This is a genomic window from Stenotrophomonas sp. YAU14D1_LEIMI4_1 (assembly GCF_003086815.1).
In the GTDB taxonomy this organism is placed as follows: domain Bacteria; phylum Pseudomonadota; class Gammaproteobacteria; order Xanthomonadales; family Xanthomonadaceae; genus Stenotrophomonas.
The window spans coordinates 582,881-597,649 of sequence record NZ_CP025997.1 but is presented as its reverse complement, the minus strand read 5'-3'; the positions used below and the strand labels follow the sequence as shown (position 1 = coordinate 597,649).

The 14,769-nt window shown below is 68.1% G+C and carries 15 protein-coding genes and 1 riboswitch; of the genes, 9 read left to right on the top strand and 6 right to left on the bottom strand.

The annotated features are described in order from the left end of the window. Window positions 1-10 precede the first annotated feature (10 nt). Together msrA and C1932_RS02700 are read left to right on the top strand one after the other, a co-directional pair. Window positions 11-745 carry a peptide-methionine (S)-S-oxide reductase MsrA gene (msrA, locus tag C1932_RS02705; protein WP_108763328.1) on the top strand — a complete coding sequence of 245 codons (735 nt, stop codon included), beginning with the start codon at window positions 11-13 and terminating at the stop codon, window positions 743-745. Window positions 746-1,011: 266 nt separating this feature from the next. Beyond that, window positions 1,012-2,454 (top strand): PLP-dependent aminotransferase family protein, encoded by a 1,443-nt coding sequence (locus tag C1932_RS02700; protein WP_108761146.1) that lies wholly within the window; start codon window positions 1,012-1,014, stop codon window positions 2,452-2,454. 33 nt (window positions 2,455-2,487) lie between these two features. Here C1932_RS02700 and bioD read toward each other — a convergent pair whose 3' ends face one another. Further along, the gene (gene bioD / locus C1932_RS02695) at window positions 2,488-3,174 is read right to left on the bottom strand and encodes a dethiobiotin synthase (RefSeq protein WP_108761145.1); all 687 of its coding nucleotides are present in this window, start codon (window positions 3,172-3,174) and stop codon (window positions 2,488-2,490) included. Between the two features lie 69 nt (window positions 3,175-3,243). On the opposite strand from bioD, the gene C1932_RS02690 reads away from it, so the two are divergent. Both C1932_RS02690 and C1932_RS02685 read left to right on the top strand, forming a co-directional pair. Beyond that, complete coding sequence (locus tag C1932_RS02690) at window positions 3,244-3,726, top strand: GAF domain-containing protein (RefSeq protein ID WP_108752072.1); 483 nt, start codon at window positions 3,244-3,246, stop codon at window positions 3,724-3,726. After that, entirely contained in the window at window positions 3,723-4,085 is a 363-nt protein-coding gene (locus C1932_RS02685) for a TfoX/Sxy family protein (RefSeq protein WP_108761144.1), read from the top strand. Before C1932_RS02690 ends, C1932_RS02685 begins: the two co-directional genes overlap by 4 nt. A 120-nt stretch (window positions 4,086-4,205) precedes the next feature. Here the strand turns inward: C1932_RS02685 and C1932_RS02680 are convergent, their stop codons facing one another. Beyond that, window positions 4,206-4,784, bottom strand: a complete 579-nt coding sequence (locus tag C1932_RS02680; RefSeq protein WP_108752070.1) for a histidine phosphatase family protein — start codon at window positions 4,782-4,784, stop codon at window positions 4,206-4,208. Between the two features lie 130 nt (window positions 4,785-4,914). Then, a riboswitch (cobalamin riboswitch) is annotated at window positions 4,915-5,138 on the top strand. A gap of 116 nt (window positions 5,139-5,254) precedes the next feature. Between C1932_RS02680 and btuB the strand changes: the two genes are divergently transcribed. Next, window positions 5,255-7,096, top strand: coding sequence for a TonB-dependent vitamin B12 receptor (gene btuB / locus C1932_RS02675; protein WP_108761143.1), 1,842 nt, complete (start codon window positions 5,255-5,257; stop codon window positions 7,094-7,096). 52 nt (window positions 7,097-7,148) lie between these two features. Here the strand turns inward: btuB and gph are convergent, their stop codons facing one another. The 3 genes from gph to C1932_RS02660 are packed head-to-tail and all read right to left on the bottom strand — an operon-like array spanning window position 7,149 to window position 9,600. Continuing rightward, window positions 7,149-7,820, bottom strand: a complete 672-nt coding sequence (gph, locus tag C1932_RS02670) for a phosphoglycolate phosphatase (RefSeq protein WP_108761142.1) — start codon at window positions 7,818-7,820, stop codon at window positions 7,149-7,151. Between the two features lie 59 nt (window positions 7,821-7,879). After that, window positions 7,880-8,653 carry a methyltransferase domain-containing protein gene (locus C1932_RS02665; RefSeq protein ID WP_234412283.1) on the bottom strand — a complete coding sequence of 258 codons (774 nt, stop codon included), beginning with the start codon at window positions 8,651-8,653 and terminating at the stop codon, window positions 7,880-7,882. Beyond that, window positions 8,653-9,600, bottom strand: a complete 948-nt coding sequence (locus C1932_RS02660) for a LysR family transcriptional regulator (protein WP_108761140.1) — start codon at window positions 9,598-9,600, stop codon at window positions 8,653-8,655. The genes C1932_RS02665 and C1932_RS02660 overlap by 1 nt, the downstream gene beginning before the upstream one ends. Before the next feature lie 108 nt (window positions 9,601-9,708). Between C1932_RS02660 and C1932_RS02655 the strand changes: the two genes are divergently transcribed. Next, window positions 9,709-10,347: an NAD(P)H-binding protein gene (locus C1932_RS02655; protein ID WP_108755314.1), complete on the top strand. Its 639-nt coding sequence runs from the start codon at window positions 9,709-9,711 to the stop codon at window positions 10,345-10,347. A gap of 115 nt (window positions 10,348-10,462) precedes the next feature. After that, on the top strand, window positions 10,463-11,362 hold the full coding sequence (locus C1932_RS02650) for an MBL fold metallo-hydrolase (RefSeq protein ID WP_108761139.1): 900 nt from the start codon (window positions 10,463-10,465) through the stop codon (window positions 11,360-11,362). A gap of 211 nt (window positions 11,363-11,573) precedes the next feature. On the opposite strand, the gene dinB is transcribed toward C1932_RS02650, so the two are convergent. Continuing rightward, window positions 11,574-12,668 (bottom strand): DNA polymerase IV, encoded by a 1,095-nt coding sequence (gene dinB / locus C1932_RS02645; RefSeq protein WP_108761138.1) that lies wholly within the window; start codon window positions 12,666-12,668, stop codon window positions 11,574-11,576. A 191-nt stretch (window positions 12,669-12,859) separates the two neighbouring features. On the opposite strand from dinB, the gene fabA reads away from it, so the two are divergent. Both fabA and fabB read left to right on the top strand, forming a co-directional pair. Further along, a complete protein-coding gene (gene fabA / locus C1932_RS02640) occupies window positions 12,860-13,375 on the top strand; it encodes a 3-hydroxyacyl-[acyl-carrier-protein] dehydratase FabA (RefSeq protein ID WP_079220498.1) in 516 nt (171 codons plus the stop codon). Beyond that, window positions 13,375-14,583: a beta-ketoacyl-ACP synthase I gene (gene fabB, locus C1932_RS02635; RefSeq protein ID WP_108752061.1), complete on the top strand. Its 1,209-nt coding sequence runs from the start codon at window positions 13,375-13,377 to the stop codon at window positions 14,581-14,583. Before fabA ends, fabB begins: the two co-directional genes overlap by 1 nt. Window positions 14,584-14,769 lie beyond the last annotated feature (186 nt).

Here is a 14,769-nt window from a genome sequence, read left to right as displayed (position 1 = left end):
GGAGGATGCGATGAAGCTGTCCTTTGAACAGGGAATTGCCGCCGGCGTGGCCGGCCTGGTCGCCAGCGCACTGGTGGCAGGCGTGCTGTTGCTGGACCGGGGTGCCGTGGCCGCCCCGGTCGATGGCCCGGCGCCTATGGCCTTGCCCGCGCCGACCGGCGCGGCCGCCTTCGCCGACGATGCCACCCATGCCAGCGTGGTGTTCGCCGGCGGCTGTTTCTGGGGCGTGCAGGGCGTGTTCCAGCACGTGAAAGGTGTGAGCAATGCCGTGTCGGGCTATGCCGGTGGCAGCGCCGCCAACGCGCGCTATGAACGGGTCAGCCGCGGTGATACCGGCCATGCCGAAGCGGTGAAGGTGGACTACGATCCGCGCCAGGTCAGCTACGGTCAGCTGCTGCAGGTGTTCTTCGCGGTGGCGCACGACCCCACCCAGTTGAACCGCCAGGGCCCGGACCATGGCAGCCAATACCGGTCGGCGATCTTCAGCGACGATGCCCGCCAGCTGGCCGCCAGCCGCGCCTATGTCGGGCAGTTGCAGCAGGCCGGTGTCTACCGCGCACCGATCGTCACCCAGATCACCAGCGGCCAGCGCTTCTACCCGGCCGAGGCCTACCACCAGAACTACATGGCCAACTACCCGCAGGCCGCGTACATCCGCTATTACGACGCACCGAAGCTGGCCGCGCTGGGCCGCCAGTTCCCGGCGCTATACCGCCGCCAGCCAACGCTGGTACCGATGCGCTGATGGCACCCCACCGTCGAGCGCGCTCGACGTCCGCTGTCGTAGAGTCGAGCTTGCTCGACTGCTTTGCCGATCAGTCGAGCAAGCTCGACTCTACCTGGCTCAGTCGGTCAGGCACGCTCGACGCCACGAACCCGCCGCAAAAAAAACGCACGGCCACCAGGGCCGTGCGCTGCGAAAGTTCGGCCCTGCCCCGATCAGGCCGGGCCGACAGCAACATGCTAGGCTCGCGGGCATTACGGGTACAGAGCCAGACCATGGCCAGAACGATGGATACAGATGAGCAGGCCGGCGTGGCCGCGCCCCGCTACCAGCGCCTGTCCGACGAGCTGGCCGAAGCCATCCATGGCGGGCGGTTACCGGTCGGCAGCCGCCTGCCCTCGCTGCGGCAGATGGCCTCGCAGCGCCAGCTGAGCCTGAACACCGTGATCGCCGCCTACCGGCAACTGGAAGATGCCGGTCTGGTGATCCCGCGCCCCAAGGCCGGCTTCGAGGTGGCGCCGCGGCTGTCCGCGCCGCAGCGCTCGCTGCGCGATGCGCCGTCGGCTCCCACCGCGCCCCAGCAACATGCCCTGATGGCACGGGTACTGGCCGCGCAGCAGCGCCCCGGCGTGGTCGATCTGGCCTTCGCCGGCCCGCGCGGCCGCCAGTTCTACCCCGGCGCGCAGCTGGCCCGGCATACGGCACAGGTGCTGCGCCACGGCCAGCACACGCTGGAAACCTACGCACGCACCAACGGCTCACCGCGGTTGCTGGCGCAGATCGTGCGCCGCGGCCCGCGCATGGGCCTGCACACCCATGCCGACCGGCTGCTGCTGACCCACGGTGCGATGGAAGCACTGCAGCTGGCGCTGCGCGCGGTGGCCGAGCCCGGCGATGCGGTAGGCATTGAAGCGCCGTCCTACTTCAACCTGTACCCGCTGCTGGCCAACCTGGGCCTGCGTGCCATCGAAATTCCCACCCACCCGCAACACGGGCTGGATGTGAACGCACTGGATGCCCTGCTGGACCACACCGCGCTGGCGGCCGTGGTGGTGATGCCCACCGTGCACAACCCGCTGGGCTGCAGCATGCCGGTGGCCGAAAAGCAGCGCCTGGCCGAGCTGGTCAACGCCCGCCAACTGCCCCTGATCGAAGATGCGGTGTACGCCGAACTGCAGTTCAGCGAGCCACCGGCGCCGCTGCTGAAGGCCTTTGATCGCGACGGCTGGGTGATGGTGGTGGGTGGCTTTTCCAAGACGCTGGCGCCGGACTACCGCATCGGCTGGCTCGATGGCGGGCGCTTCGCCGAACGCATCGCGCTGCTGAAATTCCAGAGCACCGGCGGCGAGCCGCAGTTCCTGGCCGATGCCGTGGCCGCCTATCTGGAAGGCGGTGGCTACGAGCACCACCTGCATCGCATGCGCCGGCTGTACCGCGAACAGGTGGGCCGCCTGCGGCAACTGGTGGCCGAGCACTTCCCGGCCGGCACGCGCGCCACCGAGCCGTCGGGCGGCTTCCTGCTGTGGCTGGAAGTGCCCGGCGTGGACACCGGCGAGCTGTTCGAACGCGCGTTGCAGCAGGACATCGTGTTCATGCCTGGGCACGTCTACTCGCGCGGCGCCCGTTACCGCCATTGCCTGCGGCTGTCGTGCTGCCAGAGCCTGGACGCACGGTTCGTCGGCGCAGTGGAACGGTTGGGCGCGATCGCGCGGGCGTTGGCAGCGCGTTGATGCGCGATCGCCGGGCATGGCCCGGCGCTACCGTCATGCGTCGCGCAGATGGGTGCCCAGCTGTGCGCCATCGGCACCGGGCAGATGGGGCAGCCGGCCCCAGCAGGGCATCGGCAGGCGCTGCACCAGCGTGGCCATGTTTTCGTCCTGGCGCTGCATGGCCGGGTCGATGTGGTTGCCGATCCAGCCCAGGCACTCCACGCCGGCCGCCTGCAGCGATTGCGCAGTCAGCCGCGCGTGGTTCACGCAGCCCAGCCGCAGGCCGACCACCAGCACCACCGGCAGCCGCAGCGCGCGCACCAGGTCCAGCTGGTCCAGCTCTGCCGACAGCGGCGCCATCCAGCCGCCCACGCCTTCCACCACCACGGAATCGGCGGTGGCGCGCAGGCGCTCGAAGGCCGCCACGATCGGCGCCAGCTGTACCTGCACGCCGTCTTCGGCGGCGGCCAGCTCCGGCGCCAGCGGCTGCCGCAGCGCATACGGGTTCAGATCGGCATAGGCCGGCACCGGGTCACTGGCCGCCTGCAGCGCCAGCGCATCGTCGTTGCGCAGCCCTTCGCCCAGATCGTGGCTGCCACTGGCCACCGGCTTCATGCCCACAGCACGCAGGCCGCGCCGGCGCAGCGCATGCAGCAGCGCGGTACTGGCCGCGGTCTTGCCGATCTCGGTATCGGTGCCGGTGACGAACAGCGCCGGCGGCAACACGGTGGGCAACGGCATGGCAAGGGCTTCAGCAGGGCAACAGAGCGTTCATTATCGCTGGTCCGGCGCGCTTGCTAGACTGCGGCCATGTTCGCCAACGCCTCGCTTACCGGCAGCAAGCCGGAACAATACGCCCAGCTGCTGGAACAGGCCCGTGGCCTGGTCTACGGCGAGACCGACCGCATCGCCAATGCGGCCAACCTCTCTGCACTGGTCTACCACGCCCTGCCCGACCTGAACTGGGTGGGCTTCTACCTGTACGACGGCAAGGAGCTGGTCGTCGGCCCGTTCCAGGGCCTGCCCGCCTGCGTGCGCATTCCGCTGGACAAGGGTGTGTGCGGTGCCGCCGCCAGCCAGCGCGTGACCCAGCGCGTGGAGGACGTGGATGCCTTCCCCGGCCACATCGCCTGCGATTCGGCCTCGCGTTCGGAACTGGTGGTGCCGCTGCTGCGCGGCGATGAACTGATCGGCGTGTTCGACATCGACAGCCCCAAGGTCGCCCGCTTCGATGGTGACGACCAGGCCGGCCTGGAAGCCATCGCGCGCGTGTTCGTGGAGGCGTTGGGATGAGCGCGGCCAAGCTGCGCAACATCGGCCCGAAGAGTGCGGCCTGGCTGCGTCAGGTCGGTCTGCGCAGCCGCGAAGACCTGGCCGCGCTGGGCGCGGTCGGGGCCTTCGTGAAGGTCAAGCGGGCCGGCTTCAAGCCCAGCCTGAACCTGCTTTATTCGCTGGAAGGCGCACTGCTGGACTGCCACTGGCAGGAGCTGAGCGAGCCGCAGCGCGAAGCGCTGGTACAGGACTACGAAGCGCGCATTGCCGCACACCCGTTGAAGGCCGCCGGCCCGGCCTCGGGCCCGGTGCGCGAGCAGCGCTTCGATGACGGCGACAACGACAACGACAACGACACGGACAGCGCCGACGAAGATTGACGGCGCCGCGCTCGCCGCGTAGCGCTTCGATGAAGCCGTAGAGTCGAGCTTGCTCGACTGGCCTCTGCAACAGCAGTCGAGCAAGCTCGACTCTACAACGGCAGGATCTTGCCGACGCACTCAGGGCTGCTGCAGCTCCAGCAGTTCGCCCACCAACCCCACTTCACCGCGCTCCACCCACACCCGCAGGCGCGTGCCGTGGTCGATGCGCAGCGCCCAGCACAGCGACAGCGGCAGGCCACAGACCAGCGACAGCACCATGCGCAGCGGTCCGCCATGGCTGACCACCACGGTCGGCGCGGCGTCCTCCTCGTCCAGCAGACGGTCCAGTGCGCGCGCGATGCGGCGCTCGAAATGCCCCCAGCTTTCGCCGTGCGGCGGCGGGAACGCATGCGGATCGGCATGGAACGCGGCCAGCGCATCTTCCGGCAGATCGAACAGGCTCTGCCCGTCCCAGTCACCGAAATCCAGTTCCTCCCATTCCTCGTCGGCGTCCACGTCCAGCCCGCGCGGCGTGGCCAGCGCCATGGCGGTGTGCAGCGAACGCAGGCGCGGTGAACTGATCACCCGCTGCCATTCCTGCGCGGCGTAGGCATCGACCAGTTCCTGCGGCAGACGAGCCAGCTGCGGTGGGTCGGTGCGGCCGTCCAGGAATTCATCGCGACCATTGGCGGCGTGGCGGACCAGATCGAGGATCATGCGCAGGTCCTGTGCGGGCAGCGCGGAAACAGCGGGAAACAGCGGGACATCGGCAACGGCACCACGGGAGCGAGGCAGTATTCTACGGGCAGTCGAGCAAGCTCGACTCTACTTCGGGGCCTGATGGCGTAGACTGCGCGCACTTCCAGGTGACCTGCGGCCTTGGCCGGCAGGTTGAAACGGGAAGCCGGTGACGCGTGGCAACACGCCAGGCCGGCGCTGCCCCCGCAACGGTAAGCACGTCAGTTCCAGGCAATACGCCACTGTGCCGCGCGCACGGGAAGGCGCCTGGACGATGGCCTTGGTGTCATCAGGCGGCAAGCCCGGAGACCGGCCCGGAAGCCTCAGGTCGCGATGCGGTGGGCATGGCGCTGGATGACTGCGGCAGCGGCTGCGGCATCGGCGCGTGCCTGCCCTCGTGGCTCCTCCCCTTCGCCGCGCGGGCGTGCGCGGCCCCCGGAGTTCCCCCGATGAAGCCGCAGTCCCGATTGCTGTTCCTGGCCGTGCTGGCCGCCCTGCCCACGCTGGCACTGGCCGATGAAGCCGCCGATGCGCTCGACCCCATCCTGGTCACCGCCACCCGCACCCCGATCGCCCTGCAGGACAGCATCGCGCCGGCGCAGGTGATCGACCGCGAACAGATCGAGGCCAGCCAGGCCACCTCGCTGCAGGAACTGCTGGCCGGCCGTGCTGGCATCAACCTGACCAATGCCGGCGGCCTGGGCAAGCAGACCTCGCTGTTCCTGCGCGGTACCAATTCCTCGCACACGGTGGTGCTGGTCGATGGCGTGCGCATCAACAGCGCCGACCTGAACCTGGCCATGTTCCAGGACCTGCCGCTGGCGCAGATCGAGCGCATCGAGATCGTGCGAGGCCCGCAGTCCAGCCTGTACGGTGCCGATGCCATCGGCGGCGTCATCCAGATCTTCACCCGCCGCAATGCCGGCAGCTTCGCGCCGCACTTCCAGCTGGGCGGTGGCAGCAATGGCCTGCGCCAGGCCAGCGGCGGCATCGGCGGCAGCGGCAGGAATGGCTGGTTCGGCGCCGACATCGCCTACCAGCACAGCGATGGCATCGATGCCTGCCGGGGTTCGGCCACCCTGTTCACCGGCTGCTTCGCCGATGAGCCCGATCGCGATGGCTACCGCAATCTGTCCAAGAGCCTGCGCGGTGGCTACAGCTTCAACGAACAGTGGACGGTGGAAGGCAGCGCACTGCGCGCCGATGGTGAAAACCACTACGACGGCTACTACAACTATTCGGAAACCCGCCAGCAGGTACTGGCCGGCAAGGTGCGTTACACGCCCTCCGAGCGCCTGGCGCTGACCGCCAACGTCGGCCGCAGCGACAACGAGTCGGACAACTTCGGCGACTTCGGTGTGCGTGGCAGCGCGCAGACGCACCGCGACAGCGCGTCGCTGCAGGCCGACATCGGCGTGGCCGACGGCCAGCTGCTGAGCACCGGCGTGGACTGGAGCCAGGACAACCTGGATGGCAGCAGCGCCGGCTACCTGGTCGACAGCCGCCGCAACACTGGCGTGTTCGTGCAGTACCAGGCGCGCTTCGGCCGCCACCAGCTGCAGGCCAGCGCACGCAATGACGACAACCAGCAGTTCGGCAACCATGCCACCGGCAGCCTGGGCTGGGCGTTGGAGCTGGGCCACGGCCTGCGCGTGAACGCCAGCTACGGCACCGCGTTCAAGGCACCGACCTTCAGCGATCTGTACGACCCGTGGAGCGGCGTGCCGACGCTGGATCCGGAGAAATCCAAGAGCGCCAACATCGGCGTTTCCCAGCACGCCCAGGGCTGGCACTGGGGCCTGGATGTGTATGAAACCCGCATCGACGATCTGATTACCTACGACGCGACCACCTTCATGATGCAGCAGGTGGAAAAGGCGCGTATCCGCGGCGCGGAACTGACCGCTGGCGCAGTGCTGGCCGGCTTCGACATCAACGCGCAGCTCAGCTTCACCGACCCGCGCAACCGCACCGCCGGCAGCGGCCAGTTCGACAACTGGCTGGCACGCCGCGCGCAGCAGACCGCGCGCCTGGACGTGGACCGCCGCTTCGGCGACTTCCGCGCCGGCCTGACCGTACAGGGCGCTGGCAAGCGCTTCGACGATGCCGACAATGCGGTGAAGCTGGGCGGCTATGGCCTGCTGGACCTGCGTGCCGAGTACGCGCTTACCCCGGCATGGTCGGTGCTGGCACGCGTGGCCAATGTGTTCGATCGCCAGTACGAAACCATTGCGTGGTTCAACCAGCCGGGCCGCGAGTACCAGCTGAGCGTGCGCTACCAGCCGAAGTGATCGGTTGACGCGCACACGGTAACGCCGGGCCCCGCCCGGCGTTATCGATGCATCACGCCGTCGGCAGGTCGGCGGCCAGGCCCGGCAGTTCGCGCAGATCGTCGATCACCGCCACGGCCTGCGCGGTGTGCAGGTCCAGACCGCGCGGGTAGCCGTAACGCACCAGGGCGATCGGCATGCCGGCGTCCTGCGCGGCGCGGTAGTCGGTGAGCGAATCGCCCACCATCAGGCACTGCGCGACCGGCAGGCCGAAGTGCGCGGCGATCTGCCGCAGCGGTTCACCGCTCGGCTTGCGCTGCGGCAGTGAATCGCCGCCCAGTACCAGTGCGAATGCATCGCCGATGCCCAGGTGCTGTAGCAGCGGCGGCACCAGTGCGGCCGGCTTGTTGGTGCAGATCGCCAGCGGCACCTGCCGCGCACGCAGCTGCTCCAGCGCTTCGGGCACACCGTCGAACAGACGCGGGCTGCGCAGCAGGCAATCGCGGTAGTGCACCATGAACACCGGCATCACCTGTGCCAGGTCCATTTCGCGACCGGCCGCCTGCACCGCCTGTTCCACCAGCCGCCGCACGCCATCACCGATCCAGCCCAGCACGGTTGCTTCGGCCACGCGTGCCAGCCCGATGTCTTCCAGCGTGCGGTTCAGCGCCTCGGCGATATCGGCAGCGCTGTCCACCAGCGTGCCGTCCAGGTCGAACACCACCAACGGATAGGGATAGGACAAGAGACGGTACCTGTACGACGTGGGCCGCCCAGTGTACTCCTGCGGGTCTGCCGATCCGGTCAGCCGATCCGTCGCGCCCGGGTAGCCAGGAACGCGGGCAGGTAGCGTTCGATCAGCACCCGCGGGCGCGGCTGCCAATCTTCCATGAAGCGCTCGATCACGAACCCTGCGTCCAGCTGGCCACCGATCAGATCGCCCAGGCTGTGGCCGAACGTCATCGCCTCGCCACGCGCCTGCTTGGCCTGCCGCTCGTCGGCGGGCAGGTCTTCCAGGTCGGAATAGGGAATGGCGAAGCGTGGCCGCATCAGGCCCTGTTCGGCCAACGGCGCATCGTCGGTGGCCACGAACAGCACCGGGTTGTAGAAGCTGGCCAGCAGCAGGCCATCACGCGCCAGCACGCGGTGGCACTCGGCCCATACCGGCCGCACATCGGGCACGAACAGGTTGGATACCGGATGGAACACCACATCGAAGCTGCCATGGCCGAAGGCCTGCAGGTCACGCATGTCGCCCTGCACCGCCTGCAGGCGCAGGCCATCGCGTGCGGCCACCGCACGGTCCAGCGCCAGTTGCTGCTCGCACAGATCGAATACGGTCACGTCGGCACCAGCAGCGGCCAGCACCGGTGCCTGCTGGCCGCCACCCGAGGCCAGGCACAGGATGCGGCGACCACGCACATCGCCCAGCCAGTCCAGCGGCAGCGCCCGCGGGGTCAGGTGCACCTGCCAGCGCCCAGTGCGGGCGGCGGTGATGGTCCCGGCATCCACCGGCTGGGCTTGCGGCGGCGCCTGCTGCGCGTGCAGTTCCCAGCTCGTACGACGGTGATCCCTCACTACCGTTCCATGGTGCATGCGCTCTCCTTGCCCGTCGGTTGCCAGTCGAGGTCCTGGAAGGCCGGATCGTGCTCGAAGCAGCCGGCCAGGAAATCCAGGAATCGCCGCATGATAGCGGGCTGCTGTCGACGCGATGCGTAGACGGCATGAACGCCCAGCTCGTCCAGCTGGTAGTCCGGCAGCACGGCCACCAGCGCGCCACTGCGCAGCAGCGGCGCCACCTGGTAGCTGGGCAGCATGGCGATGCCCGCATCGGCGCGTACCGCTTCCACCAGCAGCGATGCCTCGTTCGCACTGATGTTGCCGCCCACCGCCACCGACAGCGCGCGGCCGTCGCGGTGCAGGTGCCAGAGGCTGCGGCCCACGTAGTGGTGGGTCAGGCAGTTGTGCGCGGCCAGGTGCTCCGGCGCGGTGGGCGTGCCGTGTGCCTGCAGGTACGCCGGGCTGGCGCACAGCACCGACCGGCAGGTGGCCAAGCGCCGGGCAATCAGGCCCGGATCGATCTGCCGCGCGATACGCACCGCCAGATCCACCCGCTCTTCCACCAGGTTCACCATGCGGTCCACCAGCAGCAGTTCGATGCGTGCGGCCGGGTGGCGCTGCACGAACGCCGCCACGGCGCGGGCCAGATGGCTCTGCCCGAACGACACGCTGGCGGTGATCCGCAACGTACCGTGCGGTTCGGGGTCGTCGCTGGCCAGTTCGCCCTGCAGTTCCTCGCCAATGGCCAGCATCTGCCGGAAGCGCGCCAGTGCCGCCTCACCGGCCGCGGTAAGGCTGATGCGGCGGGTGGTCCGGTGCAGCAGGCGCGCGCCCAGCCAGCCCTCCGCTTCGGCCAAGTAACGGCTGACCATCGCCCGCGACATGTCCAGCACCTCGGCGGCGGCGGTCAGGCTGCCACGCTCGGCCACTTCCACGAACACGGTCATGGCGGTCAATCGGTCCATATGCTCGATCCATGCAACAAACAAGCGCGTTATACGCTGTTTTTCGATCAACTGCAGCGACCTACAGTGGGACCGTTCCCCCAACCAATTGCCCCACGGAGTCCTGCCATGAAGATTGCCCTCGTCGGCGCCACCGGCAACATCGGCCGCCAGATTGCCCGCCACGCCCTGGCCCACGGCCACCAACTGACCGTGATCGTGCGCAGCGCGCAGAACCTGCCCAGCGAACTGGCCGGCGCCCACCCGGTCATCGCCGCCCTGGATGACCGCGACGCGCTGGCTGCCGCCATTGCCGGCCACGATGTGCTGGCCAGTGCCTATGGCCCGCGCCCGGGCGATGACATCGGCCAGATCGCCACCGTCGCCGGCCAGCTGGTGGCCGCTGCCCGCCAGGCCCAGGTACCGCGCGTGGTGGTGGTCGGCGGCGCCGGCAGCCTGGAAGTGGCGCCGGGCGTGCAGCTGGTCGACACCCCCGGGTTCCCCGAGGCTTACAAGCCGTACGCACTGGCCGCGCGTGAAGCGCTGAAGCAGCTGCAGGCCGTGGAGGACATCGACTGGACGTTCTTCTCGCCGGCGGCGGAAATCGGCCCCGGCGACGAACGCGGCCAGTACCGCGTGCAGGCCAAAACCTTTCTGGCCGATGCCGAAGGCCACAGCCGCATCAGCTATGCCGACTACGGCGCCGCTTTCGTGGCGGAACTGGAAGCGGGCAAGTACCCGAAGCAGATCATCACCGCCGCGTATTGATACCGAAACCGTAGAGTCGAGCTTGCTCGACTGACCCCCAAAACCCGTCGAGCAAGCTCGACGCTACCTCGACTGCTATCCCGTCGAGCAAGCTCGACGCTACGAGGAATCGCGCATGCGCAACGCTCTGCTGTTCTCCATGGCGCTGGCACTTGGCACGGCCAGTACACCGCTGCTGGCCGCGCCCGCTGCCACCACCGCTGCAAAGTCACAGCTGCATCTGCAGACCTTCCACCCCGGGCCGCAGGCGATGTTCGCGGTGTCCTCGGTGCTGATCGAAGGCCGCCATGATGCGCTGCTGGTCGATGCGCAGTTCGCTGCCAGCGATGCACGTGCGCTGGTCGAAAAAATCCGTGCCAGTGGCAAGCAGCTGACCACGATCTACATCAGCCATGGCGATCCGGATTACTACTTCGGTCTGGCCACGCTGCAGGATGCGTTCCCGCAGGCACGCATCGTCGCCACCGCGCAGACGGTGGCCCACATCCAGCAGACCCAGGCCGGCAAGCTGGCCTACTGGGGGCCGAAAATGGGCGCCGACGTACCCGCGCGCATCGTCGTGCCGCAGGTGCTGGACGGTGATGCACTGGTCCTGGAAGGCCAGCGCCTGCCGCTGATCGGCCTGGACGGGCCGACGCCGGACCGCAGCGTGCTCTGGGTGCCCTCGCTGCGCGCGATCGTCGGCGGCATTCCGGTGGTCGCTGGCGAACACGTGTGGATGGCCGACACGCAGACGCCGCAATCGCACGCGGACTGGCTGCAGACCCTGCAGCAGTTGCAGGCGCTGAAGCCGACGGTGGTGGTGCCGGGGCATTACGCGCCGGGCGCGGCGCTGGATGCCAGTGCGTTGCGCTTCACCGCCGACTACATCCGTGCATTCGATGTTGAAGCGGCCAAGGCCAAGGACAGTGCGGCGCTGGTGCAGGCCATGCGGGCGCGCTACCCGGCGCTGGCCGGTGTGGAATCGCTGGAACTGAGTGCGAAGGTGGCCAAGGGCGAGATGCAGTGGCCGTAAGGTAAGGGGAGTTTTTTTGCAGGGCTGCGCCCTGCACCTGCTCAATGTCAACGTCAAGAGCGGGCTTGCTGAGGGTCGGCGGGGTGGGTCCGGTTGCGGGGGACGCCGCAACCGGACCCACCCCGCCTTCGACAGTCTGCTGCGATCTGTCGGAACGGCACGGGGTCGGATCCCGTTGCTGCGCAACGGGCTCTGACCCCATGTTTGACGACTAGATTTCTGTGGGATGGGTCGGGTCGTGTCCGAACAACTCACCCTGCACCACCGGTTCCTTTTCGCGAAAACCGCCCAGGCCCACGCCCACCAGGCGATAACGGGTATCGGCCGGCAGTTCCACGCGCGCGCGCAGTGCCAGGGCGATGTCACGCAGCTCCTGTTCCGATTCGGGTGGGCGCTCGGGGGTGAAGCTGCGGGTCAGGATGCGGAACTGGGCGGTCTTCAGCTTCAGCACCACGGTATGGCCAATGCGTTCGGTCTTGCGCGTGGCCTTCCAGGTCTTCTCTGCCAACTGCACGATGGCCTCGGCCAGGTCTTCCAGCAGCAGGTCTTCGGCGAAGGTGTCTTCGGAGGAAATCGACTGCACCTGCTGGTCCGGTTCCACCGGCCGCTCGTCGATGCCACGTGCGCGGTTGTACAGGCTGCGGCCAAAACTGCCGAAGGCTTCTTCCAGGTCCGGCAACGCCCATTGCCGCAGGTCGCCACAGGTGACGATGCCGCGCGCGGCCAGCTTGCCTTCCATCACCTTGCCCACGCCTGGAACCCGGTTCACCGGCAACGGCAGCAGGAAGGCATCCACCCGCTGCGGCGGGATGACGAACTGGCCGTCGGGCTTGCGCCAGTCCGAGGCGATCTTGGCCAGGAACTTGTTCGGTGCGATGCCGGCTGAAGCAGTCAGCTGGGTTTCTTCGCGGATCTGCGCGCGGATGGTGCGGGCGATATCGGTCGCCAGTGCCATGCCGCTCTTCGGCTCGGTCACATCCAGGTAAGCCTCGTCCAGCGACAGCGGTTCGACCAGGTCGGTATGGCGCAGGAAGATCTCGCGCACCTGCCGCGAAACGGCCTTGTAACGGGCGAAATCGGGCGGCACGAAGATCGCATCGGGGCACAGGCGCTCGGCACGCAGCGCCGGCATGGCCGAGCGCACGCCGAACACCCGCGCTTCATAGGACGCGGCACACACCACTGAACGCGCGCCGCGCCAGGCCACCACCACCGGCTTGCCGCGCAGTGAAGGCGCGTCGCGCTGCTCCACCGACGCGTAGAAGGCGTCCATGTCAACGTGGATGATCTTGCGCAGTGCGTTCATGGTCGGCCGACATCATACCTGCACCGTACCCGTCCAGACGCCAAAGTATGGTCGTTGTGCATCAACGGGATGCGCGATTCCGGCGCAGAACACTACGCACGCGTACGGTGTGGCGGTTTGATTCCCGTTGCAACCGTCGTGCATCCTCGGGGGCTTGTTGCCTTGTTTTCGCTTCCAGGAATGCGCTTTCCATGACTCGTCTCCACGCGTTCAACCGCGACCAGCTGCTGGCCAGCGCCCGCGGTGAACTGTTCGGCGCCGCCGCCGGCCGTCTGCCCAACGACCCGATGCTGATGTTCGACCGCATCACCGAAATCCGCGAGGACGGCGGACCGCATGGCAAAGGCATGGTGCGTGCCGAACTGGATATCCGCCCGGACCTGTGGTTCTTCGGCTGCCACTTCATCGGCGACCCGGTGATGCCCGGCTGCCTGGGCCTGGATGCCATGTGGCAGCTGACCGGCTTCTACCTGACCTGGCTGGGTGCCCCCGGCAAGGGCCGCGCCCTGGGTTGCGGCGAAGTGAAGTTCACCGGCCAGGTGCTGCCGGAAGCGAAGCTGGTGCGCTATGAAATCGACATCACCCGCGTGATCAACCGCAAGCTGGTGATGGCCCAGGCCGACGCCCGCATGTACGTGGACGACCGCGAAATCTACAACGCCCGCGACCTGCGCGTGGGCCTGTTCACCGAAACCGGGAGCTTCTGATGCGTCGCGTCGTCATTACCGGCATGGGCATCACCTCCTGCCTGGGCAACGATCTGGACACCGTGTCGTCGGCACTGCGCGACGGCCGCGCGGGCATCACCGCGCTGCCCGACCACGCTGAAGCCGGCCTGCGCAGCCAGATTGGCGGTCGCGTGGACATGGATCTGGATGCGCAGATCGACCGCAAGCAGAAGCGCTTCATGAGCGATGCCGCGGCCTTCGCCTACGTGGCCATGCGCGATGCGATCGCCGATGCCGGCCTTTCCCAGGAACAGGTCAGCGCGCTGCGTACCGGCCTGATCGCCGGTTCCGGTGGTGGTTCCAGCGAATGGCAGGTGGGTGCGGTGGACCTGCTGCGCGCCCGTGGCGTGCGCAAGGTTGGCCCGTACATGGTGCCGCGCACGATGTGCTCGACCGTGTCGGCCTGCCTGGCCACCGCGTTCCAGATCAAGGGCGTCAGCTATTCGCTGTCGGCCGCCTGCGCCACCTCGGCGCACTGCATCGGCGCGGCCGCGGACATGATCCGCCACGGCGCGCAGGACATCATGTTCGCCGGTGGCGGCGAAGACCTGCACTGGTCGATGAGCGTGATGTTCGACGCGATGGGTGCGCTGTCCACCAGCTTCAACGACACCCCGGCCACCGCGTCGCGCCCGTATGACAAGGACCGCGATGGCTTCGTCATTGCCGGCGGCGGCGGCATGCTGGTGCTGGAAGATTACGACCACGCCGTGGCCCGTGGTGCGCGCATCTACGCCGAACTGATCGGCTACGGCGTGACCTCCGACGGTGCCGACATGGTGGCACCGTCCGGCGAAGGCGCGGTGCGCTGCATGAAGATGGCGCTGCAGAATGTTGACCGTCCGCTGGATTACCTGAATACCCACGGCACCTCCACCCCGCTGGGCGATGTGACCGAGCTGGGTGCGATCCGCGAAGTGTTCGGCGATGCCGTGCCGCCGCTGTCGTCGACCAAGGCGCTGTCGGGCCACTCGCTGGGTGCGGCCAGCGTGCACGAGGCGATCTACTGCCTGCTGATGATGCGCGATGGCTTCGTGGCCGGTTCGGCCAACATCACCGAGCTGGACCCGGCGGTGGAAGGCTTCCCGATCCTGCGCGAAAGCCGCGAGCAGAAGCTGGACACGGTGATGTCCAACAGCTTCGGGTTCGGTGGCACCAACGCCGCGCTGGTGTTCGGCCGGGTGTGATGGGAGGGCGTGCCACGTCGCCCTCGTAGAGTCGAGCTTGCTCGACTGCTCGAAAATCGTGCCAACCAAGGTTGGCACCTACCGGAGCGGTGTGGCGTGCCAACCAAAACGGTAGCGCCGGGCCATGCCCGGCGAGGGCGGTGAGGCGTGCCGACCAACGGTCGGCACCCACCAGAGCGGTGTGGC